This window comes from Planktothrix sp. PCC 11201, assembly GCF_900009135.1.
Lineage (GTDB): Bacteria > Cyanobacteriota > Cyanobacteriia > Cyanobacteriales > Microcoleaceae > Planktothrix.
In genome coordinates, this window is sequence record NZ_LT797705.1 from 146,352 (window position 1) to 171,454 (window position 25,103).

At 38.1% G+C, this 25,103-nt stretch carries 20 protein-coding genes and 2 CRISPR repeat arrays; of the genes, 18 read left to right on the forward strand and 2 right to left on the reverse strand.

What is annotated here, in order from left to right:
- The first annotated feature begins 58 nt into the window (after window positions 1-58).
- The 13 genes from cas1 to PL11201_RS16855 all read left to right on the forward strand — a co-directional run bounded on the left by cas1 (window position 59) and on the right by PL11201_RS16855 (window position 14,457).
- Window positions 59-1,063 (forward strand): CRISPR-associated endonuclease Cas1, encoded by a 1,005-nt coding sequence (gene cas1, locus PL11201_RS16795; RefSeq protein ID WP_079680053.1) that lies wholly within the window; start codon window positions 59-61, stop codon window positions 1,061-1,063.
- 47 nt (window positions 1,064-1,110) lie between these two features.
- Complete coding sequence (gene cas2 / locus PL11201_RS16800) at window positions 1,111-1,383, forward strand: CRISPR-associated endonuclease Cas2 (protein ID WP_079680114.1); 273 nt, start codon at window positions 1,111-1,113, stop codon at window positions 1,381-1,383.
- A 327-nt stretch (window positions 1,384-1,710) separates the two neighbouring features.
- Window positions 1,711-3,385: a CRISPR direct-repeat array (repeat unit 36 nt; unit sequence CCCTTCCGAAGGGTTTAATTCGGATTAGTTGGAAAC).
- 143 nt (window positions 3,386-3,528) lie between these two features.
- Window positions 3,529-4,101 carry a LabA-like NYN domain-containing protein gene (locus PL11201_RS16805; RefSeq protein WP_079680054.1) on the forward strand — a complete coding sequence of 191 codons (573 nt, stop codon included), beginning with the start codon at window positions 3,529-3,531 and terminating at the stop codon, window positions 4,099-4,101.
- A gap of 32 nt (window positions 4,102-4,133) precedes the next feature.
- Window positions 4,134-4,556, forward strand: a complete 423-nt coding sequence (locus PL11201_RS16810) for a hypothetical protein (protein WP_079680055.1) — start codon at window positions 4,134-4,136, stop codon at window positions 4,554-4,556.
- A 53-nt stretch (window positions 4,557-4,609) separates the two neighbouring features.
- The gene (locus PL11201_RS16815; RefSeq protein WP_079680056.1) at window positions 4,610-4,807 is read left to right on the forward strand and encodes a hypothetical protein; all 198 of its coding nucleotides are present in this window, start codon (window positions 4,610-4,612) and stop codon (window positions 4,805-4,807) included.
- 24 nt (window positions 4,808-4,831) lie between these two features.
- Window positions 4,832-5,314 carry a hypothetical protein gene (locus tag PL11201_RS16820; RefSeq protein ID WP_079680057.1) on the forward strand — a complete coding sequence of 161 codons (483 nt, stop codon included), beginning with the start codon at window positions 4,832-4,834 and terminating at the stop codon, window positions 5,312-5,314.
- A gap of 65 nt (window positions 5,315-5,379) precedes the next feature.
- Window positions 5,380-6,738, forward strand: coding sequence for a HesA/MoeB/ThiF family protein (locus PL11201_RS16825; RefSeq protein WP_079680058.1), 1,359 nt, complete (start codon window positions 5,380-5,382; stop codon window positions 6,736-6,738).
- A 261-nt stretch (window positions 6,739-6,999) separates the two neighbouring features.
- Window positions 7,000-8,073, forward strand: a complete 1,074-nt coding sequence (locus PL11201_RS26130; RefSeq protein WP_144017793.1) for an SAVED domain-containing protein — start codon at window positions 7,000-7,002, stop codon at window positions 8,071-8,073.
- A gap of 123 nt (window positions 8,074-8,196) precedes the next feature.
- A complete protein-coding gene (locus tag PL11201_RS16835; RefSeq protein ID WP_079680059.1) occupies window positions 8,197-10,008 on the forward strand; it encodes a Cas10/Cmr2 second palm domain-containing protein in 1,812 nt (603 codons plus the stop codon).
- Window positions 10,009-10,010: 2 nt separating this feature from the next.
- Complete coding sequence (locus PL11201_RS16840) at window positions 10,011-11,102, forward strand: type III-B CRISPR module-associated Cmr3 family protein (protein ID WP_079680060.1); 1,092 nt, start codon at window positions 10,011-10,013, stop codon at window positions 11,100-11,102.
- Between the two features lie 104 nt (window positions 11,103-11,206).
- Complete coding sequence (gene cmr4, locus PL11201_RS16845; protein ID WP_079680061.1) at window positions 11,207-12,049, forward strand: type III-B CRISPR module RAMP protein Cmr4; 843 nt, start codon at window positions 11,207-11,209, stop codon at window positions 12,047-12,049.
- A gap of 50 nt (window positions 12,050-12,099) precedes the next feature.
- Window positions 12,100-12,612, forward strand: coding sequence for a hypothetical protein (locus PL11201_RS16850; RefSeq protein WP_079680062.1), 513 nt, complete (start codon window positions 12,100-12,102; stop codon window positions 12,610-12,612).
- A gap of 84 nt (window positions 12,613-12,696) precedes the next feature.
- Window positions 12,697-14,457: an RAMP superfamily CRISPR-associated protein gene (locus PL11201_RS16855; RefSeq protein WP_079680063.1), complete on the forward strand. Its 1,761-nt coding sequence runs from the start codon at window positions 12,697-12,699 to the stop codon at window positions 14,455-14,457.
- Window positions 14,458-14,718: 261 nt separating this feature from the next.
- Window positions 14,719-15,490: direct repeats of the CRISPR family, unit length 33 nt; unit sequence TTCCGAAGGGTTTAATTCGGATTAGTTGGAAAC.
- A gap of 84 nt (window positions 15,491-15,574) precedes the next feature.
- Here the strand turns inward: PL11201_RS16855 and PL11201_RS16860 are convergent.
- On the reverse strand, window positions 15,575-17,065 hold the full coding sequence (locus tag PL11201_RS16860; protein ID WP_079680064.1) for a TIGR03985 family CRISPR-associated protein: 1,491 nt from the start codon (window positions 17,063-17,065) through the stop codon (window positions 15,575-15,577).
- Between the two features lie 103 nt (window positions 17,066-17,168).
- Between PL11201_RS16860 and PL11201_RS27125 the strand changes: the two genes are divergently transcribed.
- From PL11201_RS27125 to PL11201_RS16875, 3 genes are all read left to right on the forward strand, one after another.
- Window positions 17,169-18,137, forward strand: a complete 969-nt coding sequence (locus tag PL11201_RS27125; protein ID WP_079680065.1) for a CRISPR-associated protein Csx3 — start codon at window positions 17,169-17,171, stop codon at window positions 18,135-18,137.
- Between the two features lie 61 nt (window positions 18,138-18,198).
- Window positions 18,199-18,417 carry a hypothetical protein gene (locus PL11201_RS16870; RefSeq protein ID WP_144017794.1) on the forward strand — a complete coding sequence of 73 codons (219 nt, stop codon included), beginning with the start codon at window positions 18,199-18,201 and terminating at the stop codon, window positions 18,415-18,417.
- Between the two features lie 212 nt (window positions 18,418-18,629).
- A complete protein-coding gene (locus PL11201_RS16875; protein WP_079680067.1) occupies window positions 18,630-22,019 on the forward strand; it encodes a plasmid replication protein, CyRepA1 family in 3,390 nt (1,129 codons plus the stop codon).
- 122 nt (window positions 22,020-22,141) lie between these two features.
- On the opposite strand, the gene PL11201_RS16880 is transcribed toward PL11201_RS16875, so the two are convergent.
- Complete coding sequence (locus PL11201_RS16880; RefSeq protein ID WP_079680068.1) at window positions 22,142-22,366, reverse strand: hypothetical protein; 225 nt, start codon at window positions 22,364-22,366, stop codon at window positions 22,142-22,144.
- Between the two features lie 531 nt (window positions 22,367-22,897).
- Here PL11201_RS16880 and PL11201_RS27535 point away from each other — a divergent pair.
- Entirely contained in the window at window positions 22,898-23,266 is a 369-nt protein-coding gene (locus PL11201_RS27535) for a transposase (protein ID WP_144017795.1), read from the forward strand.
- Between the two features lie 415 nt (window positions 23,267-23,681).
- Window positions 23,682-25,037: a hypothetical protein gene (locus tag PL11201_RS16890; protein ID WP_079680069.1), complete on the forward strand. Its 1,356-nt coding sequence runs from the start codon at window positions 23,682-23,684 to the stop codon at window positions 25,035-25,037.
- The last annotated feature ends 66 nt before the right edge of the window (window positions 25,038-25,103 follow it).

The window sequence follows — 25,103 nt, forward strand, 5'->3', positions numbered from 1 at the left end:
GAGCTATTAAATAGTAGCTGATTAAAATAATACACCTTAGAATAATCAGGCAAAAAATATGGCGACTCTGTATTTAATTGAACAAGGGACAACGATTTATAAAGATAATCAACGGTTCGTAATTTGGCGACCTGATCAACAGAAGACAGAAATTCCAGTTCGAGATGTAGAAAGAATTCTTCTGTTTGGAAATATTCAAATGAGTACACAAGCAATTAATACTTGTCTTGATGAAAAAGTTCTGATTTTATTTTTGACTTTATCGGGTCAATATAAAGGTCATATTTGGAGTTTAGAATCAACTCATTTTGGCTGTGAAACGGTTCAATTTAGTAAATGGAAAGATCCTCGGTTTCAATTACTGGTTTCTCAAGGAATTGTTCGAGGGAAACTTTGGAACTCTAAACAACTTTTAGTCCGTCTCAACCGGAAACGGAAAATTCCAGAAGTTGCTAAGGCGATCGCTGGAATTACTTCTGATATTAATGCTTTAAATACTGTTAATAATCTTGATAGTTTACGCGGTTATGAAGGAATTAGTGCGGCTCGATATTTTCCGGCTTTTGGCAAGTTAATTGCTAATTCAGCATTTCATTTTTCTCTGAGAAACCGTCAACCTCCAACGGATTCGGTTAACTCTTTATTGAGTTTTGGTTATACCTTGTTATTTAACAATGTTTTAAGTCTGATTATTGCAGAAGGTTTATCGCCTTATATGGGAAATTTTCACTATGGGGAGGACAAAAAACCTTATCTAGCTTTTGATTTAATGGAAGAATTTCGTTCTCCTATTGTAGACAGTTTTGTTTTAAAACTGATTAATAGTTCAATTGTCAAGCCGCAGGATTTTGATCGGGTAGCAAGTACGGGAGGAGTCTACTTAAATAAGCAAGCTAGACGGGTATTTCTGGAACAGTTTGAAAAACGGATGAATGAAGAAATTTCTCATCCTGATTTACAATCTTCTGTTTCTTACCGACAGGCAATTCAGTTACAAGTTCGACGCTATAAATCCAGTTTATTACAAGGATCTGCTTATCAGGCGTTTTTAAGATCGGTGTAATGTGGGATTAAAGTTTTTGAGTGCTGATTCTCTTTGATTCTGAATTTATGGTTGTTGTTGTTTATGATATTTCTAATGACAAAAGGCGGGTGAAGTTGTCTAATTTCCTCGAAGGTTATGGTAACAGAATTCAATTTTCTGTGTTTGAATGTTTTATTAGCTTGGAAGAAATGCGACAATTGCATCAAAAGGTGAAAAAATTGGTTTTACCGCAGGAGGATAATGTCCGTTTCTACTGGATTTCTAATGATGCTCTTTCGATTGTTTTAACTATTGGCAGTCAAAAGCCTGAACCTCCTCCTCAATATTATGTGATTTAGGAAAATTCTGGTGATCCGATGTTCTGTCCTTGGGGATGGGAAGGTGCGTCGATAGGGGGATTTTAGGTATTGTTGAATTGTAGAATAGGCTCAAATTCCTTTCAGATAAGGGTTTTAGCGGATTATGGGGATGACGCTGGGCTAATCGACGCACCTCGCCCAATTCCTGAAACCCCTATGTTTTCGTTGAGGTGCGTCGAATCTTTACACAGAGGGCGTTTGAGGGCTATGAATTTGCTGTTTTTGAGTCATGATCTATGGTATATTCAGGGGGTGCGTCGATTTGAAGGCTGTAGCTCCCTCTGGGTCTACCTTCTGCGGCGAACTCCCTTCCGAAGGGTTTAATTCGGATTAGTTGGAAACTTCATTAGATATCACCCAAAATGTTTTTTCCGTCATTTTCCCTTCCGAAGGGTTTAATTCGGATTAGTTGGAAACCTTTTCGTAGACCTTTTGAAGAATCAGATAACCTACTCCCTTCCGAAGGGTTTAATTCGGATTAGTTGGAAACTCAACAACTACAGCTGACGTTCCTTGAGGAATTCGAATACCCTTCCGAAGGGTTTAATTCGGATTAGTTGGAAACCCAGTTATCTGTTCCGGAGTATTCGCATATTTTGCCCTTCCGAAGGGTTTAATTCGGATTAGTTGGAAACCTTTCATTTTACCTAGTTATGGTTAACAATTAGTTTAGCTGAAGTTTTTTCCCTTCCGAAGGGTTTAATTCGGATTAGTTGGAAACTTTAAACTCAAAGCCCATCCGTTTAAAATGGACGAAACCCTTCCGAAGGGTTTAATTCGGATTAGTTGGAAACCAGTATACAGTGATTTTTGAACGAACGGTAAAAAAATCCCTTCCGAAGGGTTTAATTCGGATTAGTTGGAAACAAAAAACTGCGATTGTACCGTGGAAAGCGGAAGTTACCCTTCCGAAGGGTTTAATTCGGATTAGTTGGAAACATGTAACTGCAGTATTTGCTAACCGTTTGGATAAGTCCCTTCCGAAGGGTTTAATTCGGATTAGTTGGAAACAATTCACGGATGAGACTTTCATAATCTATACCGTAAATTCCCTTCCGAAGGGTTTAATTCGGATTAGTTGGAAACCAAACTCAAAACAACAACATATTTTTTCATTGTCTTTATCCCCCTTCCGAAGGGTTTAATTCGGATTAGTTGGAAACTGGATCATACGGTTCTGGTTCTTTCGGTGGTATTGGTTGTGGCCCTTCCGAAGGGTTTAATTCGGATTAGTTGGAAACATTCGACTGTTTGTACTGTCGGTCTGAAGCAAAAATTTTCCCTTCCGAAGGGTTTAATTCGGATTAGTTGGAAACATTAAGTTAAACACTGATTGATTGATGGGTGTGACCCTTCCGAAGGGTTTAATTCGGATTAGTTGGAAACGCTTCTACTTTTAAATCAGAAGGGATTGAAGAAAGTAAAACCACCCTTCCGAAGGGTTTAATTCGGATTAGTTGGAAACCTTTAATTACAGGGGAATATCCAATAATTTGAAACCCTTCCGAAGGGTTTAATTCGGATTAGTTGGAAACAAATTACCCAAAAACAAGAAGCAGAGAAGCAACAACTAAAACTCCCTTCCGAAGGGTTTAATTCGGATTAGTTGGAAACAATTTGGTGCTAGTTTGCCCATAGTATTCCACAACTAGTGCCCTTCCGAAGGGTTTAATTCGGATTAGTTGGAAACATTATATTCCCTGAATAAGATCGAAGCATTTCCAAGCCCTTCCGAAGGGTTTAATTCGGATTAGTTGGAAACCTTGTCGGTTTGTTTCTTTCGGTTTCTGTTGGTTTTACCCTTCCGAAGGGTTTAATTCGGATTAGTTGGAAACTCTATAAGAAAATAGACGGACATGCAAACCCCCAAACCCCTTCCGAAGGGTTTAATTCGGATTAGTTGGAAACTTCCGTTCATAATGATATCCCCATACTAAAAACAATGCCCTTCCGAAGGGTTTAATTCGGATTATTTAGAAGCGATCGCTCTTTTTCCATGTGAGTCAGACTCACCTTTTTTTGTGACCTTTAACTTAAAGATCACCTCAAGGAAAACCCCATTTCCATAGCTGTGCTTTAATCCAAAATAAGTTAAAGCAAAAAAACCGAGGTTTAAAAAAACCTATGACAGCAAATCGTCGGGTACTGATTTTGGCAGATAGTGATAATACTTTCTTAGCCGCACAAACATTTAACCGAAAACTAGATTGGCATAAAATCTGCAATTATCTCGCCGATCCCAATGAAGGGAGAGAATTAATTGAAATGGTGATTTATGTCGGTTTACCTCCGGCTAGAGAAAGATTTGAAGAACAACGGAAAAGCAAAGAACAATTTATTTATTGGGCAAAAAGTAATGGGTTTTTAGTAGTTCATAAAGAAGGAAAACCCAAAGGAGATGATTATGAAACCAATATCGATATTGTGATGGCAATGGATGCCATAGAATTAGCCATAGAAGCTCATCCAGATATTGTGGTATTGGTCACAGGAGATTCCGACTTTGCCTACTTAGCAGAAAAATTAAGACGGCGAGGAATGCGAGTTGAAGTTGCATCCGTTGAACAATCATTAGGTCATGACTTAAAAATTGCCGCCAGCAGCGTGATTGATTTAATTGAACTATTTGATACCTTTGAACAACACAACGAAGCTCATAGCTATTTTCCCATTGGAAATTACAGTTTTTTTGATTAACAGTTTCCAGGGTTCAAGTGAGGCTGAAACCCATGTTTTTACCAAGTCAGGTTGAAAACCCTTTAGATACCGTTAATGGAAAATTGATTATTCCTGATCCCAAAGGTATCAAGCATATTAACTCAAAGTTTGAACATCTTAATCAACGGCTTGACCAATTAGAAGTTGATTTGATCATTAATCGTTATCAAGAAAAACAGCAATACTTACATCAACTGAATTCTATCCAATGTTCAATTCAAAAATTAGAGCAGATCCAATCCCTAAAAATCGCAAGTAAAATTGACCCTTTTAAATCAATGCAAAACTTAGAACATATTTATGGTCAATTGATAATCACCCTAATTGTAGCCAGTTTTGGTTTAGCAAGTTTGTTCTTTTTATTCGGTGGAAATCGTCAAACCTGCTTTAAAAAATCTCAACAACCAGCACCGATAATTTCTAGGATCAGTTGATCAAAAATTATTCTCAATTCAGTTAATTGTTTTTGAAGATACAGGAGAAAAACATGAGAGCGATCGTTAATGGAAAATTAGTGGATTTACCCAACGGAGCAACAGTTGAAGAATTACGAGCCAGACTCCCTGAAATTGGCAGTGATGATGTCATGGAAGAAGGATTTGGAGGGACAAAACCTTTACAAGAAAATGAAGCGTTGAAAGAGGGTTCAAGAGTTTGGACAATTCCTAAAATTGTTAAAGGGTAAATTAAGTTATTTAAAGAGGAAATTATGACGATAAAAATCAAACCCAATTCATCAGGATTTCAACTGCAACCCCGAATTATTGCTGAACTGAAAATTTTAGAAACAGTCGCTCAGAATATTATTGTCGGGTGTAAACATATTGACGGCATTCAATACACCGCTATTCTGATTAAAGGAATGCCCTTATCTTCTCGAAAATTTGCAGTCAGTCATACGGATTTATTGTTTTTATTACCCCCGGACTATCCCCGTCTTCCCCCCATTGGTTGTTATCTCAATTATCCTTGGAATACCGTTGGACAGGGAGATCATCACTTTACTCAACAGAGTTATTATGGTGCTCCTTTTCTAGGGGAAAATGGTTGGTATTGGTATTGTGTGGGACTCGGAGGTGGCTTTAATCAAAACCGATGGTTAAATGCTTGGCGACCTAATATCCATGCCGAAAATGGACATAATCTCGCTACTTTATTTATTACTGCCCGTCACGCCATTAATACCGATTAATTCAAGACTTTGAATTGAATTAAATTAATCACACCCTACCCGAACACTTCATCTTAGTCTAAACTATGCTTAATCATTTCCTAAAACCTCAAAAAATATTCCTCCATATTCCTCCTGCAATCTGGAGTCAGTTTCAACAAGCGTTACTAGAATCTCGTCAAAATAATGAAGAAGTAATCGGATTTTTATTCTGTAAACGCCATGAAGTTTCTTCCCATCAAATTAGATATGAGCCGAAAGTTTGGATTGTTCCTACGGCTGATTGTTATGAATATCAATCCGTGACTGGACTGGTACTCAAGCAACAATTTCATCTCCATCTCCTCCAAACCTATATTCACCAAGAGAAGTTAGATATTGTTCATATCCATACCCATCCCGGCCAAGAAATTCCCTTTTTCTCCTCTATTGATGATCATCATGAATCTGAATATGCTCGATTCTTGACGACAAATTTTAAAACAAAACCTCGTTTAATTTCGGGGGTTTTTGATCAATCCTTTCAAAATTTTAAATTCAGAATTTGGGACAAACAAGGTCGTTCTTCTAGTCCCGTTGATTTTTCTTCTTCTTGGTTTGAAAACTCAATCACCTTGTTCGACAAAACAAAACCGATGTTTACTCGTCAGCAAGTGTTTGGCGAAACCTTTCAAAAGCAACTCAACCAACTCACCGTTACATTAATTGGTTGCGGTGGAATTGGAGCAATTTTTGCCGAAATCTTAAGTCGTTTAGGAGTCAAAAATTGGATTTTAATCGATCCAGATCGTTTAGAAGATGTTAACCTGAATCGAATGCCGGGGGCGACTTGGGAGATGGTAGACGAGCAAATGCTTAAGGTGGAATATGTTAAGCATTTGATTAAAAAAGTTTATCGAAATGACGGTCAAGTTAAAGCTATTCCTAGCGTTATTGAAAATCAATTGATTCAACCTGAGATTGCCACTTCCGATTTAATTGTTGTTGCAACGGATAATCACTATTCTCGACAAATTGCTCAAGAATTGGCGATTAAATTCAGGCGTCCTTTGGTTTGTCTTGGCACTCATATTGACATGAAACCCAATGGTATGCCGCGAATGTATTGCCGTATGACAGTACCGCCTTTAGGGGGCAGTTGGTGTTTGATGTGTGGCAACATGATTAATTTACAACAAGCTGCTTTAGAGTCTGCTGCACCTGAAATTGGGCATTTAGCTCAACAAAGGGGGTATATTGCGGGAGTGAATGACCCGGCTGTCTTTTGGTTGAATAGTTTGTGCGCCAGTACGGGTGTTGGTGTGATTCAGGGAATTGTCGGCGGATTTTTGAAGATAGACTCCGGCTTGGACTGGATTTACGAGTTCCCTGAGTGCAAATGGCACAAAACGGATACAAGTTATTTAGTGAACTCAGATTGTTATTTCTGTGGTTCAAAAGATTAGGCCCTGCATTTTGTCAGAGATTAGTGTGAAGTTTTGTCTCCTAATCCTGAAAAAAAGCCAAAATTAGCAACGTTAATGGTTATTTAACTACATTATTAGAAACAAGAGCTTGCCAGCCAGTTATAAGGCAAGATCCGTTTAAACCGCCTATTCCTTTGATTGGTGAGATTCTAACAAGAGAGTAGGTAGGAAAAATGTTGGAAGACCCCATTTCCACAGTCATGCGAAGATAGAGGCAAATCAAGAGGAGAAGTTCAACCCATGTTTAAACCGACTCGCCTAAAAATAGGGCATTCACTGACCCTGATACAAGACGTTAAAGATTTGGTAACAATTGCTTTTTCTAACCCTAGAGAAGTAATTATCGAAAATCCCTATACGGCTTTTGCAGGTTCTTTTGGGACGATTGCCTCTCTGTGGTTTGCTGCTTATAATCCCTCTGGGGTTTGGATTATTTTTATAATAGCCTTGATCATCTTTATACCAGGGTTATTCATCGAAGCGAATAAATATAAAATCTATACCCAAGATGCTTTACCCATTCCCATTGTCATTAATATTGCTAATCAAGCTAATAGTTTAGATGCCCTTAACTCGTTATTTACCGTTATTGAAAAAGATCGTCGATATCGCAAGTATCAGGAAAAAATTAAAAAATATTTGGGAATTCTCAATGAAGATTTAGTTTTTAAATATGATGGAGATATTTTTGATCAAAAAAGGCTAAAACTTTTTTTAAAGATAGTCCGCCATGATTTAGAACAGGTAAAACGAAGAACTCCCCAAAATTCCATTCTTTATTTAGCTTATATTGGCCCGATTAGTGTTTCTTTTTTGATTGGATCAATGTTGTCTAGAGAGGGAATGATTTTGTTTCAACGGGATCAAAGTAATAATAGTTATCAAGCAGTGATGGAGGTCAGAGATCGAACATTAAAAGAAAATATTCAAGGGTTTGAAAAGCTAGAAGTCAATTATTTATGCAGTAATCCGCCTCAACCTAAAGTTACCATAGCGATTGATACTGCCTCTCATAAAATTAAACTGAATGATCCCAGTATTCAAGGTTATGGAGATTTAATTACTTTAGATAATCAAACCAGTAACACTATTGATTATCAAGAAGACTGGACACAATATTGTCGAGAAATTTTTCAGGTTTTAAATGACGCACAACAGGATTATCAAGAAATTAGATTAGTTTATTCTATGCCTGTTACTTTAGCGATCGCAGTCGGAATGACAACTCAAAATTTTTGGAATATTGTGTTAACTAACTATGATGGAAAAACCGGAACTTATCAAGATTTAATCAGAATGAATGACATGGACTAAAACAGAAGTATTACCCCAATTCCCAATTCCCAATTCCCAATTCCCAATTCCCAATTCCCAATTCCCAATTCCCAATTCCCAATTCCCAATTCGTAATTCGTAATTCCCTATCCCCTATTCCCTATGAATCAAGTTTGCTACGCTGTAATTACCTTTGCACCTGTACAAGGATTTATTGAAAATTCTCGGAAACTGCGAGATTTATATGGCAGTTCTTATATTCTTTCGTTGTTGTCTTGGGTAATTTGTCAAGAGGCTAAAAAGCGAAATTTTAAAGTAGTTTCTCCGGCTACAATTAATGTTGTTCAAGGAATGCCAAATCAAATTATCATTACAGGTGAAATCACTCAACCTGATCTTGATGAAATCAAAAAACAATTTAACCGAGTTTGGAAACTTCTGGCGGAGACTTGCCGAATTTGGATTCAAGAACAATTACCAGAATTTAGCTATACTTGGCAACGACATTGGCAACTGTGGGAAAAACACGCTTGGGAATTTTTTGCAGCGTTAGGAAAAGCTGGAGAAACTATTACCGAAGTCCGTGAACGGTTGAATCAAGTTAAACATTCTCGTGACTGGATCGGCATTAATTGGCAAGGGGAAAGTTCTACCCTTTCCGGTGGAGATGCGATCGCTTATCCAGAATTAGGAAATAAAACTGATCCTCGTAGCTATGATTATAAAGCTGTTAAAGAAAAAGTTAGAGATTTTTATCAAAAACTCCAATATAAATTAGGAGAATCGTTTATCAAATCAACCCCTGACTTATATGTTCCTAAAATCTATCTTCAAGAGCGCAGTCAAGAATATGGTGCTGCTTTTATCGATATGAGAGAAGAACTCAGCATCCCTGAACTGATTAAACGATTAATTACCCATCGGGTAATTGTTGACAAATTAGTTAAAGAACTAGAAAGTTTAGATCTGCCCGATCAAGATGGTTCACTAAGAGAAATTGGTAAAAAACTAAATCCTGAGTCTTTTAAAGATTTAAACCGTCTGAAAACCGATAAAAACCCTCAAGAAGAAAAATATTGGACAGGTTGGTTTTTAGGAGATGGAGATCAAGCGGGTAAGTATTTTAAAATGTTAGGTGAAAAAGCAAGAGAATTAGGAGAAGATGGAAAATCTATTGAAGATGAAGAAAATGGAACTAATGATTTTAGTTTAGAAATGCGGAAGTGGGGACAAGAACTAGAGAAAAATCAAGATCAATATTTACAAGATAAAGGGCGAATTATTTATGCTGGGGGAGATGATTTCTTTGGGGTTTTGTATAAGGGCGATCGCCAAATAAAACCGCAAGAGTGTTTACAACTGATGTCGAGTTTTAAATCTAATATTTGGCAACACCCTGAACCGAAGAAAATCACCTCTAGTGTCGGCTTTGTTTGGGCAGGTTCCCAAGTTCCCCAACGGGATATTTTACAACATTGTCGAGACGCAGAAAAAGCTGCTAAAAAGTCAGGACGCGATCGCATTGCTTTTCGGATTCTCTTTAACAGTGGAAATCACTTAGAATGGGTTTGTCCTTGGTGGTTATTAGATCAAAAAGAATTATTAAAGAATGACAAAATTTTACTTAAACCCCAGCATAGTTTAATCGAAAGCTATCAAGATCGTTCAGGTGAAAAAAATTGGACACATTTCTATCAAGACGTAGCTACTTTAAAATCTCGTCATGCGTTTAAGGATGAACAGAATGATATTGCCTTAGCATTAATTGAGATTTATTTTGGGAAAGAGTGGAAAGATATTTTAAGTCATCCTGACTATCGCTGGAATCAATACGATGAATATGAGTTACAAACGTTTACTGGAATTCTTGGTGATCCAAAAGAGTTTGACACTGATAAAAAAGTTAATGAAAGTTTAAACAAGTGGGTTATTAACTTAGCAAAAGTTGGATTTTATTTAACAGGAGACTCTTAACTATGACTGAACAAAATCAGGGTTTATTTCAATATTTGATTGTTATTGAACCATTGGGACTTCTGTATGGAAGTGCCGGGCGTTTTTTATCCCCAGAAAATCTAGTTGGACGTTCAGGAACAAACTTTCCCCCCAGTGCGGCAACCCTGTCGGGAATTTTTGCTGCAACTTACAGTCAGGAAATTGAAAAACTCTATGTTGCAGGGCCTTTTTGGGGAAAGACAAACTGCCTTAACTCTCCTCAACAAAACTTTTATGTTCCCACCCCTTTAACTTACCTCGTAAAAGATGACAAAATTCAGCATCGATTAAGTTGGGATGCTTTAGAAAAAGGGTGGTTTAATGAAGATGGCAAATCACCTAACGATAAATTTCAGTCTGGAACTTGGATTGATATTACCACTTGGAATAATCCCCAGGAAATTGTTAAAAGTACCTGGAAATATTGCCCTCATCTACATCCTAGACTTGAAACAGATCAACGTCGAGTTGCTATTCCTGAACGTTCTGATGATGAAAATAAACAGGGGAGTTTATTCCTAGAAAATGCCGTACAAATGGAACCCGACACTTGTTTAGTTTATCTGTCTAATCATGAACTAGAATCGGGTTGGTATCGTTTTGGAGGAGAAGGTCATTTAGTTGAAATTAAATCGATTAAATTGAACCCAGATTATCAAGACTTATTCAATCAACCTTTGGGAAACCAGTTCGCTTTAATTACTCCTGCTGTTTGGGGATCAAATCGTCTTTCTTATCGAGAACCCATTGCTTTAAGGAAAGGCGATCGCCAAAAATCTGAACAGGATGATCCAGATGCTAACAATCAATTTGTGTGGTCAGTAGAAACCTTATATACGAGTCGCCCTCAGCAATTTCGTTACCGATTAGGAAATCATCAAAATGGGGAAAAACATCAAGCCAAACTGTTATCCAGGGGGCGTTATGCTGTCCCCCCAGGAACAGTTTATGTGTTGAAGGAACCCTTAAACAAACCTTGGCAAGATTGGGATGAATCTTGGTTTCCTAAAGAGGGGCCATCCCTCAAACGTTGGGGGTGTGGTTTAGCTTTACCTTTGGGTAAAGATGGATAAAATCCCTAACTGATTCCTATCTTTTATTTTCCTTAATAAAGGAAGGATTGAGTCAAAATCCATCTAATTTTAGACAAATTTATCAACAACTAGAGGAGCAATTCATGTATAACCAAGCTTACGGAATTATTGAAACTTTAGCCCCCCTTCATGTGGGTGCAAGTTCAGGGGAAGAAGCGGGAAATTTAAACTTAATTTTCCGAGATCAATTTAGTCAAACGGGGATTATTCCAGGGAGTTCGCTACGAGGACGATTTCGAGCCGATATGCGTTATAAGAAGGGAGATATTAATTATTGGTATGGACGAGAAGCGATCGCTTCTGAAAAAACAGGCAATAATTCCCAAGATTTAACTACAGAAGGGATGATAAAATTTGAATATGCGTCTTTAGTTTGGATTCCGGTTTATTGTCCTAATCAACCGATTGTTTGGGTATCTTGCCCGATGCTATTAAAACGGTATCAAAAAATTGTGGGTTTGGCAGGACATGAAATTAAACCTTATACTTATTCTGGGGAAACTTCGAGTCCCACACTGTTTTTCAATTTAGGCTTTATTCGCTTAAAAACAAAGGATGAGGCTTTAAAAAATTATCTTCCTAAAGGGGTGAAGTTATCAGAAAAAGATTTAGTTTTAGTAGTCGATGATAAAGATATGAGTATGATTCATGATATGGCTCTTTATCGTCAAAGTCGAGTTGCTTTAGAACCAGATAAAAAGAAAGCTAAAAAAGGTGCTTTTTTTGATGTGGAAGCATTACCCGAAGGATCTATTTTAGCGTTTCCTATTGCTTTTCGGAAGGAATATGAGGGGAAAGCGGTGGAATGGCAAGAATTTTTGACAAATGCTAAATTTACCGATAAAGGTAAAGAGCTTTATTTTGGCGGATTAGAATCTATTGGGTTTGGCAGAACTCAAGTTTTTCTAAATCTCTATCCGGTGTGAGTCAGTTAAAATCAAGATATTCTGTTTTAAATTATTGAGGAGTTAATGTCATGGTTCAAGATAAATCTGAAGAAGTTCAAGATAAAACTCAAGACGAAAATTATCATTTTCAACCCTATAAACTTGATCAATATGCTCAAGAGTTAGTCTTAAAGCATCGCCATGAAGATAAAGTTCTCAATGAGTCTCATAAAATGCGGATGGCGGTTGCCTATGGTTTAGAACGGTTTTGGGGAGAACATTTACGCCTGAAACGGGAAAATAAAGATAAAGCCCAATATTGGAAAGATGTATGGGATAAATTGGCTGATATTTTGAAATTGGCTGATATTTTGAATGAAGGAGAAGGAGGGATTACTTTACCCAATGATGATGTAACTTCTCATCTTCCTGCTCGAACTCGTGATGAAAAACAGGCAAAGGAACAGGATGAAACCGATAAAATTACAGCAATGGCAAAGAAAATTTGGAAAATAGAACTTCCAAAACAACGCATTGCGTTAATGGTTTTAACCCAATTTTGTGAAGCGTTAGTTTGGTGGACACAGCGCTATAAACTGTAAGATTTGCTTCGCCCATCAATACTAAATATGATGGCAGTTTATTGATAGTTTGTTAATTAGAAATTAGGTAAAAACAGGAAAATTATGAGTTTTGCAAAAGCATTTCAAAGAGCAGGAATTAAACCAACGACACCCCCAACAGAAGACGAAGCAGACTGGCAACCGCCCGAGCCTGAACAGGTTCCGATGATGTATCGCGCTCAAATTCAGGGACGTTGTAGCCTACAATATGGCAAGAATAATCATGATCTCAAAAGATGGACAAAAGAATGGGTTTATCCTAATAATGAAGATGAGCAAAAACCCTTTTATCAAAACTTAGAACCGTCTTTAGGACGTGATGAATCTATTTATCGTCTTAAAATAACCTTTCCCTTTCGTGTCTTAACTAACTGTGGTCAGGATAGTATTTTACGCCCGACTATTGGAGTGAATGGAATTCCCTTTATTCCTGGGAGTAGTATTAAGGGTTTGTTTCAGCGACTCTGTTATCATCCTCAAGTTAGTGACGCTCTCAAAAATCAAGTTAAGGACTATTGTGGAACCCCTGAAGAACCAGGAATATTGCGGTTTCACGGAGCTTATCCGGTGGGGGACTGGGCGGGAACAACAACGGTTGAATTAAAAAATAAATCCCTGGAAACTCGCTATCGCATGGTTGATGTGGTTCATCCCCAACAGCCTCGACAAGTGCAAGAACAAGGCTCTCCAAAAGCGATCGCAGCTATTAGCTTTTATCAACCGACCTTCATCTTTGAGTTAAGTAGCACTGAGGTTTTATCCGGCGAACAGTGGAAAACCATTGGCGGGTTATTAAAACGAGCTTTACGCCTAGGATTAGGAGGTAAAACCAGCACGGGCTATGGTTTATATGTGATTCCTCAAGATCAATATTCCCTATCCCTTGATTTGTCGGGTCGAGGGGTGAGTTCCTTGCTTCGCAGTGATGAACCGGAGTTTCGACCGAATTTATTTAAAGCCACTCTTAGAGGTCATCTCACCCGTTTATTAGCGGGAGTTATTGGAGAGCAACACTTAATTAACAACACAATTGACAAATTATTTGGGCATACGACAGAACCTGGAATTTTACAACTTTATTGGGAAACAAAACCAGGTTTTCCTAAACCTTTTAATTATGGTTTTGAACAAACTCCTAGTTATGAAATAGAGGGAACGCTTTATCTGGATGCTCCTTCTCAACATCTAAACATTTTGAGAACCTTATTAAAATTTACCGTAGTTATGGCAGGGTTAGGGAAATCTTGGCGACGGGTTTGGCATGAAAAATTTTATCCTAATTATCAAGCTCGTGGAATTGGTTGTCATTGGCAACTTTTGGATAGTAGTTTCGATTTTCCTAAGATTCAAACTGAGGCAGATTTGCAAGATTTTTTAAATTCTGTTCGGGAGGAAGTGTGCAATTATTTAAAAATAAATCTCAATTATAATACTCCTTATATGCCCTGGAAAGAAGCATGGCATCCTCAACGGTTATCGGTTTACAGTCAAGTAGTTTCTCAGTCTGAAGCTATTACTTTATTTCATGATCCCAAGTTTAAAACCACTCCGGCTATTGGGGGGAGAAAACCTAGAGATGAACGTCCAACTTCTTTTAGTTGTGTTTGGCATCGAATGTTACCGATTAATTCTTCTGAATATTTGGAAATTATCACGATTTTTCATGGGGGAGGAGGTTTTATTCCTAGGGATTATCCTTGGTCGGACAAATGGTGTCGAGAAAATTCACAGGGTCAGAAGGAAAATCAGTTTCCTTTATTTGTGGGAAAATTAAAGAACCAAGGGTTTCAATTGACTTGGGGGACAGAAGTTGATCTCAATTAATTGTCTTGAATAAGAAATCCTTAGAAGCTTTGTCAGTATGGATTTTCAGCCATTTGAGAAAGGTTGGTTTACATCCCTATCGACGCACCTCGCCCAACTCCTGAAACCCCTATGTTTTCGTTGAGGTGCGTCGAAGCTTTACGCAGAGGGCGTTTGAGGGCTATGAATTTGCTGTTTTTGAGTGATGATCTATGGTATATTCAGGGGGGGCGTCGATTTGAAGGCTGTAGCTCCCTCTGGGTCTACCCTCTGCGGCGAACTCCTTTCCGAAGGGTTTAATTCGGATTAGTTGGAAACGTAACTTAATTTACAATGCGGGTAAAAAGGAGTCAACCTTTCCGAAGGGTTTAATTCGGATTAGTTGGAAACCGCTACCAGTAATGTCTGGACCTGCTACGCTAGTCCTTTCCGAAGGGTTTAATTCGGATTAGTTGGAAACTTCTGGTACCCATTGCTGGGGTTCGACCACAGGGGTGGCCTTTCCGAAGGGTTTAATTCGGATTAGTTGGAAACTGACAAATATCAAACCTATAAACACTCAACACCTTCCCCTTCCGAAGGGTTTAATTCGGATTAGTTGGAAACCAACAGGCTTCTGCTCGTAGTCAGGAAGCATATTTTCCCTTCCGAAGGGTTTAATTCGGATTAGTTGGAAACTTGACGTTCATATAACCCGCGTCAAGGTTCATGAACATTCCCTTCCGAAGGGTTTAATTCGGATTAGTTGGAAACTCACCCGGATCAGTTAGGATATCCCCACGGAGAGAAAAATCTGACCTTTCCGAAGGGTTTAATTCGGATTAGTTGGAAACTGCCATGAGCGAACATAGAAGCGTCGCGCCTTTTCTGCCCTTCCGAAGGGTTTAATTCGGATTAGTTGGAAACTCGAGTGCTTTGTACACCGTCCCCCAACCTGTAAAAGCCTTTCCGAAGGGTTTAATTCGGATTAGTTGGAAACTGTTTCCCCATTGCAAACGCCATCATCTCAAAGTTAAACCTATTCCGAAGGGTTTAATTCAGATTAGTTGGAAACCAGCAATAGCTACTAGAAAACCACCTACACTCAAAACTCTGTTTGTGTAGGTGGTTTTCATTAAAACCTAAAATAAATCATCGCTTAATCTTTATAAAAACTCCCTAACTTTTGAATATCCTCAGCCATTGTTTTTCTTAAATTCCAAGGTAACAATACCTCAACTTTCGGCCCCCAAGCCCTTAACCGCATAATCACATTATAATCATCAACCCGATAGTTAACTCGGCAATAAACATCATCGGGAGAACGAGAATTTAAAACCATAATTAACCGTTGTTTTTCTGAATCATTGAGATGAGACTGAGAAATTAAACCCTGGGCATATTTATAGGGAATTTTCTTAAATAGTTCATCTCGTTCTGTTCCTTCAATATAACGGTTATGAAAATAACGATCAAAACGAACTAATAATAAATCATCCGGTTTATAGAAATCAAATCCCCAGGCTTGACTTCTTAAATCTTCTATAGTTTTAGGGGTTTTAGATTGGCAAATCTCTCGATTAAAATTTGGCAAATTCACCTGTTGCCAAGTTAATACTTGTAAATCCTTAATCCGATCTAAACGATAATCATACCAATCAATTTTTGTTTCATCTCTAGGAGTTTGACCAAAACCCAATAAATAGGGAGCGCGATAAGAATAGTAAATACAAACCGGATAGATAATATAGATTTCCCCGTCATCTTGATAATTTTGATAATTTCGCGCACTAACATAACTCACTTGAATGGGAGGAATAGGAACCTGTTGCCAAATTTCTTTGAGTTGTTGTCGCAGATGATTAATTTGGGGTGCTAACTGGCGATGCACAACATATTCAAGATCCACAAAAAAACGCTGTTCTCCATTAATAGTCTCAGCAAAATCATCCAGAAAATCGACTAAATCATTTTGAATAACATTTCTAACTCCTCCCATTTCCAACGGAAAATCAACCCGTTCAGAAAAAGTACCCAAATCAGGAAATTTTTTAACCTTTTTATAAAATGTTTTCCCTCTATTTTTTCCAGGTTCTGTGTCGTTTTGCCCTTCTAACCATCCCATTTCTACTAAAGCTTTAAAATCATATTGAAGATTTCTTCGAGTCCCGGCAAATAACCGAATTTCTGATCCATTTATCTGATATTTAGGCGGATCAATAATTCCAAAACCTAATAAATGTTTTAACTCCAGATCGGACATCAAATAGAAATTAAGAAAAGAATCTTGCCACTGTTGTTGATTTACCCCAGTTTCAGGATCAAATAACCAATCTGATAAAGTTTGACTACAGGGACAATTAACATCATGAAGTGGGGAAATTTTATCATTGTTATGATATTGATGGGTTTCGGTGAAAAACTGTTTCCGCCAATCATTATAGATAAAGCATTCCTCTAATTCTGCATAAATCGGATCGGTCGTGTCTCCATACAGCGATCGCAATATCACCCATAACCGCACCGCCTTTGCTAAATTTTGTTTAAGAGAACCCCGTGCGAGAACCTGCAACAATTCCACACTGGGAGAAAAGTCAAATATTCTATCCAATTGCGTAATACCCTGATTTCCGTGAATGAACCTTAACATCAATTCTTACTCCAAAGACCAATACTAAACTATCAAACCCTGGAAAGGGGGTTTTCTAGCCTAATGTCAGAGTAGAATCATTGATCAATCAGCAACACTAACCATGTATACCTATCAACTCAGACTCGAAGGGGATATTTTAAAAGTTGGATTTAACCGCATTCAACCCGCCCAAGGAGATCAAATTGTCCGCGATGCGTTTGAACAGTTAGAACAAATGATTGCATCCGGGGAAATATCTGGCGGTAGTGGGGTTCTGAAAATTGATGGCCCTCAATCTGTCCCCGTTGCTTACGTTATTGCCCATCGTTTAGCTCATTTATATGAAGCGATCGCTGTTTTAGATCCCAAAATCGGCTCCAAAGGATGTAAAACCTATATTGTTACGATGACTCACGGTTCTTCAAACTATCAAATAGGGGATTTAATTTGTAGCCAAGAGTCCCAGATTGAATTATCAAAAATTAAAGTAGTTTTATGTGGCCCTCCCCGTTCAGGAAAATCCTGTTTAAGAGAAGGTTTAAAAACCGCAATTTTAGGAATTCTTGGTGCTCCCTATCCCTATATTATTACCGCCTGTCAGGATGGAGAAGGTGCTTGGTATCAAAAAACCTATGCTAGTAATCAATCCTTAGCTGAAAATATTAAACCCGCAAATAAAGGGGATATTACACCAGAGTTTGCCCAAGCCGCTGCTCAATGGGTACGCAGTGCGAATCAACTGATTAATATTATTGATGTTGGGGGGAAAATGTCAGATCAGAATCAAACAATTATGGCAGAAGCAACCCACGCTGTGATTTTAGCTGGAAATCCCACTCAAATTCCAGAATGGACGAAATTTTGTCAAAATTTAGGGTTGAAAGTCATTGCTGAAATTTACAGTGACTATCAGGGGACAAGGGATGAGATCACATTTCAAAAAGATTGGGTTGGGTTTATTCCCGAAACCGCTTTTGATTTTCCTTTTCTAAAGGGTTCTATACATTATTTAAAAAGAGGAGAAGATTTTTCAAACCGCCCCATGATCACAGCATTAGCTAATTTACTTGTAAAACTCACAAAATTTTAATTTCCTAAAGAAAATAATTGTCTTTATTCATGATTTTAGTGTGGAGGATTATAACCTGACGTTGAAAACTCAGTGTAATCGAGCTAAACAGATTGCTGAACAAATGGCTATCCTCAGTCAGAAGAAGTCTCTCAGATCCTGGGGATGCGATGGCACTTGCAGCGCCGAAGGCCATCGCTCCGAGAACGATGAACGTGAAATTCAGATTCGGAAAGAAAATGTCCAAGCCGAATTAGATACTGATGGGGAGAATTTCACTGAAAATTTAATTAAATCCTGATGGGCTAATGCTTTGGGCTTTACATCCAAGCCTTTATCACGCAGCGAGATTGAGTTTCTGACTCGTAGAGATTTGTTAAATATTACCGAGATTAATTGCTTTTTAAACCATTTAGGCTTAAATTTAAATCACCCACAGTAAAGTTTCCGAGGCTTCTGCGGGTGATTAATGTCCATTCAACTAGGGTTCTGTAAAAACCCTTTCATAAACTTATGAATATAATAGCACAATCAGGGTGCTGTGCAAGTGTTTCTTTAAAATTTCCTCCAGATTTTCTCAAGGAATCCCATTTCACCGAATGGCAAGGCTCTGGAGTCCATCAAGATCTCATTGGTCTGAACGTTGTTAGTTTAGAAGGATATCAACCCGCCGACTACCTCCTTTATTCGCCACAACTCAAGCGACTCAACACCGGAAGACTTAGTTCTCCCCTCCTAACCACCTATCAACACTTGGAATTTGGGGGCTGGTTTTGTCAGGGTCTAGGACAATGGGGCTGTTTTAAACCTGACCAACCTCGACGGGTCAATGACCAGAACACGGGGAAAACCAAACTCATTAAATATGAGCATCCCCCGAAAATCGCCACCAGCATCTTTCAACTTTCGGTATCTTGGCGTATTGGTCTGAAAATTGCTCTCAAACATGGCTTGGCCACCGAATATTCACAACGACTACAACATCATTGGCAACTTCCCTTTACTCTTTCCCCGGCGCATTTACTCAACGGATACGATAGTTTATTAGATTCCTTACTGTCTGAGGAAGATATCGGGTTTTGGGACTGGGTACTAGAGAATAATATTCCCATTACGATTTGTGAAGGGGCTAAAAAAGCTGGTGCTTTATTAACGGCGGGTTATGTGGCCATTGGTTTACCTGGTATCACCGGGGGGGTACGAGTTGAACGAGATAGCAATGGTTTGAAACTGCGGAGTTTCCTACTCCCTGAACTAGAACGGTTTGCAACGGATGGCCGACGGATTTATATTTGCTTCGACCATGACCAGAAACGGACTACCCGAATTGCAGTTAATCGAGAAATCTCCAAACTGGGTCAATGTTTGAAATCCTTGAACTGTCCCACTTGGGTAATTACTTTACCTGGCCCCGATAAAGGTGTGGATGATTTTATTGTCCATCATGGTGAAGGTCAATTTGATGAATTATTTGCTCAAGCAACGGATTTAGAATATTGGATTTATTGTAAAGAATATTCTATTACTTATCCTGTAACTAAACTTAATAGTCGTTACCTCAAGTTAAACTTTCCTGAACAGGGATTAGTTTGTATTAAATCAGGAAAAGGCACAGGGAAAACCGAGAATTTAATCCCGTTAATTCAAGAATCAATGGGCATTGGTCGGAAAGTTCTAGTAATTAGCCATCGGATTCAATTAGGGCGCTCGATTTGTAAGAGATTAGGGTTAGTTTGGGTGGAAGACCAGAAGGAAAATCCAGAGGATTCTATCTTTGGTTTTGGCTTATGTATTGATAGTTTACATCCTCTAAGTCAAGCTAAGTTTAATCCGTCGGAATGGTCAGATGCGGTTATTATTTTAGATGAAGTTGAACAAATTATTTGGCATTTACTCAATAGTTCAACCTGCATAGAAAAACGAGCCATTTTGTGTCGAATGTTTACCGAGTTAATGCAAACGGTTTTGGGTTCTGATGGTTTAGTTATTGCTCAAGATGCCGATTTATCTGATTATGCAATTGATTATTTAATCGATTGTGCTGGATTTAAAGTTAATCCCCAAGTTTATATCAACGAATATAAGCATAATCAACAACGAAAAATTATTGTTTATAATCAATCAAATCCGTCCCATCTGATAACTCAACTCTATGAATCTGTGGGGAAAGCTCCGATTCTAATGGTTTTGGATAGTCAGAAAGTTAAAGGGAAGTTTTCTTGTATTAATTTGGAAAGTCAACTACAAGAATCTTTTCCTGAGTTGAAGATTTTGCGAATTGATTCAGAAACCGTGGCTGATGAAACCCATGCGGCTTTTGGCTGTATGGAAGATATCAATAACCATATTAAAGATTATGATATTATTATTACTTCTCCCACGATTGGTACAGGAGTTAGTATTGATCTCTACAATCATTTTCAAGCGGTATATGGGATTTTCCAAGGGGCAATTAATGTTAAAGATGCTTGTCAGTTTTTAGCCCGGGTTCGAGATTTGAATGTTCCTTGTCATGTTTGGGCGGCGAACTATGGTTGTGGTCACATTGGCAATCGCTGTAGTTATTGGAAACCCTTATTGGCAACTCAAAATAAGGTTTTTAAACGCAATCTTCAGATTCTACAAGAAATTGATTTAGAGTTATCTATAGACTTTGATGAGCAACTGACTCCGAAACATACTCAGATTTGGGCTAAATTTGCTGCCCGAGTTAATGCAGGTCAATGGCAGTTTAGGAAAACTTTAGTCAGAGAATTACAAGCGGAAGGACATTTGATTGAAGTCTCAGAAGTTGAGAAAACAGCTTTAGAATGTGAGCGTTTATTAGGTGAAGTTTTAGATCCTTTAGCTCAAGTTCCCGAGTTCACTGAACAATTAAAAGGAACGGTTCAAAAACTCCATCATTTAGAACAAACTGCCAAAAATCACTTAGAGAAAGCGACGAAAACTCGGAATATTAATCAATATAATTATGCTTTGTTTATTGCTATTCAATCCTTACTTTGTCGGGAAAAATACGAAGAACTTAAAACCAAGCGCCAGAAAACTAAAGAGGATTTAGCCCAAGAACGTCATTATGAGATTTCTTATCGTTATGGGGTAGAAGTTTCGCCGGAATTGGTGTTGAGGGATATGGCGGGGGATTATCCTAAGCTGCGGTTACATTATTATTTACTACATCCTGAACTGGTTCATCAACGGGATAAACGTTATTTAGAAAGACAATTAGAACTAGGGGAAGGAAAAGCTTGTTTGCAGGATATTAAATTATTATCAGCACAAGTTCATGTGTTGAAACTATTAGGAGTTGATACTTTACTTGAGCTAGATAGAGAGTTTACTTCGGAGTCTGAGGAAATTCTGGAGTTTGCGGATAAGGTGATTGGCTTTAGTCGAGATGTGGGGGATTATCTGGGGATTAGTCCCGATACCAAAGCCTCGCCGATTCGGATTGTGCAGGATGTGTTGAGGAATAAAATCGGTCTACCCCTCAAGTGTATACGGCAGATTAAGTTACCCGACGGCACAAGGCAACGAGTTTATGCCTTTGATTGTCCCACCTGGCGTTACTCTATTTTTGACCATTGGTTAGAACGAGATTGGCAACTCTCCTGTTCACAGGAGGGAACACCGCAGTCAATAATAAATAATATAGAAGCTGTTGTGAGTGATGTTCCTGAGCAGAAACCCGCCGGAGAACCGGAATTGCTGAAACGGTTTTGGACACAGTTCTGGAATCTGTTGACTCGTGCCGATTGGAAACCTCGACTCAGGAAGCTGTTAAAGATTCCCCAGGCATTGCAATGGGTGGCCGAGGAACTGCAAACTCAGCCTATTCTGGAGGATATTCTCAGGACAATTGAGGGTTTGTTGAGTCCCGATGAGGGACTAGATTATTCCTGAACATCTTTGAGGGCATCTTCCACGGGACTTACGCAAGCACGCGCTATATCGCGATAGCGTCTTACTCCTAAGTCTTTAAAAGTAAAATAAAAAACCCCAGATTTCTCTAGGGTTTAATTTAGTTAAAATTCATCGTAATCAATTTCAGTTTGAGATTTAGATTGAGGATTAGTATTGGGTTGGTCTAATAATTCATCTAATTCATCCCAAAGATCATCATAATCTGGCGAATTATCAAAACAGAAATAGGGGGTACCACAAACCTCAACCCATTGACCATTATCTTCAAAAATGATAATTAATAATCCAAAAACAACTACCAATTTTTGGCGGTAGCCGTTAATCATTAAGTTCCTGGTTTCCCAGAGACTTAATGATTAATCCCGAACAAAAACAACTCGAATTCTTTTACCAAATTGTTCAATATTTCGTTGAGTTCCTCGACTCTTGCCGTCCCAGATTGCTAAACCAAATTTAGCGTAACGGTGCATACTTCTGTCTCTATTTGTGTAATTTCCAGAAACTTCAATTGTGTACCAACTCCCCATATTATTTCGGGGTTTACTTCCAATGTGCCAAACTTGAACATTCTGGTAATTAACTTTATAGAGATAAGTTTTAACTAAGGTATCAACACTTGATATATATGGATTCCAGCCTCTGAATAACTTTTATCTCTTAGCTTCCTTGTTGTCCCTAATCCATAATTTTTTCAAATATATCTTTTTTAAAACGTTTGACAAATAGCCTGAACTATACATAGTTGATTAATTGCTCATGGTGCAACAATCTTGGCTCATAAGTAGGTAGGCAGGAAGAAACGAAAGTATGTAAAGATAAATAAAGAGGAAGAAGAAATCTACCGAGGTCATGAAAATATGGGTGCTCGTTTAAGGGTATTTCTAACTCGTGAGCAAGACAAAACCCTGTTCAACCTGAGAACAGCAGATGTATCACAGAAAGTCAAAGACCGAGCCGAAGTGATTCGCTTAAACTCACAGGGTTGGTACGTCGAAAAATGGAAAAGTATGGGTTTGTATATTTTCTGTTTACCTAAATATTGTTCCGAAATGAATCCGATTGAATTAGAGTGGCAACATCTCAAAAAAGATGAACTATCAGGACAAACATTTGAGGATGAATTAGACCTAGCTTATGCGGTAATTAATGGTATTCAAGCTAGGGCAGAAAGAGGAAACTACACCACACAACGGATGAAATTTCACTCGGAGCAACAACCAAGTTAACTTTTCGTTACATACTTGTTGATTTTCTCGCCCACCTACTTAANATGAAATTTCACTCGGAGCAACAACAAAGTTAACTTTTCGTTATATACTTGTCGATTTTCTCGCCCACCTACTTATAAGGAACACTTCGTGCCCTAACCCAAAAAGCCTACATACTCGCCGAATGGAAAAGGCACTTGATTTGGTTCAAGCAACTACAGGTTCAACTCCTGTGTATGACACAATTGCTTTTTTAACTTGCACGAAGTGTTTTACTTCTTATGACTGGAGGTGGAAACAATGAAGCAAATTTGTTTACACGGACTGATAAATAGGGTGAAAATGTGGCATTAATCTTAAAGCTATAGAGTAATGCTCAACCTACTTATTGCAACAGCTTAGACTTTGACAATAACAAACCAACAAACTTTCTATGATGACACTAAGTAATTATTTCAAACATACCGAGTATGTTTTAGAGAAATTTTGGTTTGATTATTTGGGAGGTCGATATGTCGGTCGTGGAATAATGACTTGGGAACCAAAGGCAGGATTTCATATTGAGGCTCCTCTCAAAAGACAAAAAATGCCTCAGCTTGAGGCAGTTGAATTAGGTAAAGTAGGTATTGTGAGAAGAAATGATACTTCCTCAATCCGAATGAAACCTTGGTATTGTGATTGGGCATTTTCCCCCGCAGTGGCTCTTATTGATCGTGAGGATATATTATCTCAACATAGATTTTCTATCAATTTAAACAGTATAGTTTTTCAGACTTCCAGTAAAGGGAGTCATCATCTTTTGAGATTCCCAGGCTATTCACTTTATGAAATCAGAAACATTGATTACTTATTTGATGATGTTATTAGAGGAGGAGTTCAAGTCGTTGATTATCCCATAAAATCAGCAAGTTGTGACTCAAGAGGAATTTTTTATAAAGGTGATAATGGAGAAGAAATTATAGGTTATATAGATAACAATAAGTATCTTGAACTCTACTGGAAATTTCCTGAAAGTTCATTCACGAAGGAATATTGCTGGAAATGGTTAGAAGCTGTTCAGTTTTCTTTATCTATTATTCTTGGCCAAACAGTTAATCTACTTTATAGAGAGTTAACCTTTAGAAACAAAACTCGTTGTGAGATCAACAAGCAACAAGATGTAAAATCTCTTGAGCTTTTGCGTCTCTACTATCATCAATATGGGAAAAATGAAATCCAAGCAAGTAAAAGCTATTTTTTAAAGCTTACAGATTTTCTTGCTCGCAACTCAAAAGATTCAAGGATTTGCATCAATATTCTAAAACAAGTCACGGAAGCATCTCAACAGAAGAATTGGCAAACACGTGAACTACTTCTTTCTACTGTCCTTGAAGCAGTGCTCAGAAATGTTGATAATCAACCCTTTCAGGTGAAGAAAGGTGAATCAAAATCTTGGAATGTAGGTAGAAGCTTAGAGAACTTTTTCCAAAAATATTTACCTTCTGAAAGATGGCAGCAATTTCGCAAGCGTGTGATGCAGGAACATACTTATTTACGTGATCGTAATGCACACCCAGACTGGCTTTTTAGTCAGAGTGATGCTTTATCAGAGGAGCAGAAAGAAAAAGCATTAGATAGCATGATTTTTCTAAGCCAATTCTATGGCTACATGATATTATCTCTTGCTGGAATTGAAAATTTAGAGCCAGTATTTCATAAACCTCATAAGGAATGGGGGGCCCCAATCACTATGTACCCACTCAAGTTGAACCAAGAAAGCATTGATACACCTGATGATTTGATGCAGTAAGTCTGTTTTAGAGAATTCATCATTGAACTGTGTTCAAGCAGGATAAATTCACTCAACCGAAGGAGA

Bases quoted from the DNA above. Each gene is read 5' to 3' on its own strand.
- PL11201_RS16860 (WP_079680064.1), bottom strand. From the start codon at position 17,065: ATGTTAAGGTTCATTCACGGAAATCAGGGTATTACGCAATTGGATAGA.
- PL11201_RS16880 (WP_079680068.1), bottom strand. From the start codon at position 22,366: ATGATTAACGGCTACCGCCAAAAATTGGTAGTTGTTTTTGGATTATTA.
- PL11201_RS16850 (WP_079680062.1), top strand. From the start codon at position 12,100: ATGGTTCAAGATAAATCTGAAGAAGTTCAAGATAAAACTCAAGACGAA.
- PL11201_RS16855 (WP_079680063.1), top strand. From the start codon at position 12,697: ATGAGTTTTGCAAAAGCATTTCAAAGAGCAGGAATTAAACCAACGACA.
- cas2 (WP_079680114.1), top strand. From the start codon at position 1,111: ATGGTTGTTGTTGTTTATGATATTTCTAATGACAAAAGGCGGGTGAAG.
- cas1 (WP_079680053.1), top strand. From the start codon at position 59: ATGGCGACTCTGTATTTAATTGAACAAGGGACAACGATTTATAAAGAT.
- PL11201_RS16840 (WP_079680060.1), top strand. From the start codon at position 10,011: ATGACTGAACAAAATCAGGGTTTATTTCAATATTTGATTGTTATTGAA.
- PL11201_RS27125 (WP_079680065.1), top strand. From the start codon at position 17,169: ATGTATACCTATCAACTCAGACTCGAAGGGGATATTTTAAAAGTTGGA.
- PL11201_RS26130 (WP_144017793.1), top strand. From the start codon at position 7,000: ATGTTTAAACCGACTCGCCTAAAAATAGGGCATTCACTGACCCTGATA.
- PL11201_RS16875 (WP_079680067.1), top strand. From the start codon at position 18,630: ATGAATATAATAGCACAATCAGGGTGCTGTGCAAGTGTTTCTTTAAAA.
- PL11201_RS16825 (WP_079680058.1), top strand. From the start codon at position 5,380: ATGCTTAATCATTTCCTAAAACCTCAAAAAATATTCCTCCATATTCCT.
- cmr4 (WP_079680061.1), top strand. From the start codon at position 11,207: ATGTATAACCAAGCTTACGGAATTATTGAAACTTTAGCCCCCCTTCAT.
- PL11201_RS16805 (WP_079680054.1), top strand. From the start codon at position 3,529: ATGACAGCAAATCGTCGGGTACTGATTTTGGCAGATAGTGATAATACT.
- PL11201_RS27535 (WP_144017795.1), top strand. From the start codon at position 22,898: ATGGGTGCTCGTTTAAGGGTATTTCTAACTCGTGAGCAAGACAAAACC.
- PL11201_RS16835 (WP_079680059.1), top strand. From the start codon at position 8,197: ATGAATCAAGTTTGCTACGCTGTAATTACCTTTGCACCTGTACAAGGA.
- PL11201_RS16890 (WP_079680069.1), top strand. From the start codon at position 23,682: ATGATGACACTAAGTAATTATTTCAAACATACCGAGTATGTTTTAGAG.
- PL11201_RS16820 (WP_079680057.1), top strand. From the start codon at position 4,832: ATGACGATAAAAATCAAACCCAATTCATCAGGATTTCAACTGCAACCC.
- PL11201_RS16815 (WP_079680056.1), top strand. From the start codon at position 4,610: ATGAGAGCGATCGTTAATGGAAAATTAGTGGATTTACCCAACGGAGCA.
- PL11201_RS16810 (WP_079680055.1), top strand. From the start codon at position 4,134: ATGTTTTTACCAAGTCAGGTTGAAAACCCTTTAGATACCGTTAATGGA.